General features: G+C 47.6%; 1 pseudogene. It reads right to left on the bottom strand.

What is annotated here, in order from left to right:
- A pseudogene (locus ACFIN0_RS09615) lies at positions 1-1,928 on the bottom strand (hypothetical protein); the annotation flags it as partial.
- Positions 1,929-2,018: the final 90 nt, after the last annotated feature.

Raw genomic sequence — 2,018 nt, 5'->3', positions numbered from 1 at the left:
TTGTGGGCTTTATTCCACGCTGCATTCGCTGTGCTTTTTGCATTTTCCACCTCACTACGCGCTTGCTCCGCATCATGCTTGGCATAACCTGCTGTCTGTTTGGCTTCTTTTGCTATCTTTTCAGCTTCACCCGCTACTGTCTCTACCTGTGATGCCTTCTTTTGTGCACCATCAGCTACCTTCTTTGCCTCTTCGGCTATAGACTTCGCACTACCTGCTACTTGTTTTAGACCATCCAAAACACCTTTCGTTTCTTCTGCTACCTTCTCTGCTGCTTCCGCTTTACTCTTTGCTGCTGTAGCTATACCCTTCAACGCCTCCACACTCGCTTCACCTGCCGTTTCTCCTGAACGCACCGATGCTTCTGCTGCTACCTTCGCTTCGTTGGCTATTCGTGTTGCTTCTGTTGCACTCTGTTGCGCTTGCTCGGCTTTCGTCTGTGCACTATCCAACGCACTTTTGGCTTCTAAGGCTGTCGCTTTGGCGCTCCTTGCTTCTTCTTTTGCTTCTTCTGATAAGCTTTTTGCACTAGAGGCGGTTTGACTTGCTTGTTCACTCGTGGATTTCGCTTCAGTCGCAACAGTCTCTAAATTTTCTGCTTTAGATTTCGCATCGCTAGCCTCTTTTACAGCTTGCTCTACTTTCCCTGTCGCCTTATCAACGGCGCTTTTCGCTTCCTCCGCCAAACCCTTCGCCTCAGATGCCGTACTCTTAGCTTCTCTTGCTTCTGTTAATGCTGTAGTCGCTGTAGATTTTGCTTCATTCGCAACTGCCTCTACACTTTCGGCTTTAGCCTTTGCTGTTTCTGCTGTCTCCTGTGATGCTGCTGCCAACCGTTTTGCTTCTTCTGATAATGTTTTAGCTGCCTCAGCAATCCCTTTCGCATCATTGGCTATACTAGATGCCCCGCCCGCTGTTGTTTTCGCAGAAGTCGCTTCTCTTAATGCCTGTTCTGATGCCTTTTGCGCCTCTGTAGATGCCGTATTCGCTTTTTCCGCTAAACCTTTCGCCTCTTCTGACGTGCTTACAGCTGCCTCTGATTGTGATTTGGCTTCTCTTGAAGCTGTTAATGCTGTCTCTACTCCCGCTTGTACTTGTGAGGCTGTTTTTGTGAGTTCTGTAACAGAAGATGTCGCACCTTCTGATAACTCTTTTGCTTGTTCTGCAATATCCTTGGCATCATCGGCTGCCTGTTTGGCTCCATCTGCCTTTAGACTTGCTTGCATGGCTACAGTCTTAACTTCATGACACGTTGCTACCGCCGTCGCTGCTACTTGCGTCGTCTCTGTTGCTGTTTGTGAAGCTTCTCTTGCTGTTTGTTCTGCACGCGTTGCAATGGTCTTCGATTCATCGGCTAACCTCTTGGCTTCGGTCGATAAATTAACAGCATTCTCACTGCTCTGTTTGACCTCTTCAAAACTTTGCAATGCCGTAGCCAATGAACCTTTCGTACTATTGATTTCCCCTGAGGCTCTATCGACTGCTGCTTTTGTCTCTTCTGCCATGCGCTTCGCTGCATCAGAAGTATTCTTGGCTTCTTCTGCTAAGCCATTGGCTGTATCCGCTGTCTCTTTCGCAAGGCTAGCCGTTGTCGTCGCTGCTTTAGCTTCTTCCTTCGCTTCATGAGACGTCGTAAGCGCTGTTGTCGCTGTTTGAACTGTTTTCGTCACTTCGCTAAGCGCTTGTTCCGAAACCCTCTTCGATTCTTCTGCAACCTGTTGCGCACCATTCGCACGCGACATGGCTTTTTCTGCTTCTTGACGTGCATTAACAACCTGCTCTAACGGCGCAAAGGTTTCATACGAATACAAAGATGCCGTTCCTAAAAGCTTCGGAACAACAACGCTGTCTTGAGAAGTCCCTTCTCTGATTTCCTCTTTCGTCGCGACCGGTATCAAATATTCATGTTCATGATCGGGTATCTTCATCTGTTTTATTCCTTCATTCAGAGCACTTCGTCTAATGAACACTCTTTCAAATCTTCAAACTCTTCTCTTAAGGTCTCTAAGCGCTTCTCT

Origin of the sequence: Bartonella sp. AA89HNZF (genome assembly GCF_042196905.1) — a bacterium.
GTDB lineage: Bacteria > Pseudomonadota > Alphaproteobacteria > Rhizobiales > Rhizobiaceae > Bartonella.
The sequence above is the reverse complement of the archived record's forward strand: the minus strand, read 5'-3'. Positions and strand labels throughout refer to the sequence as shown.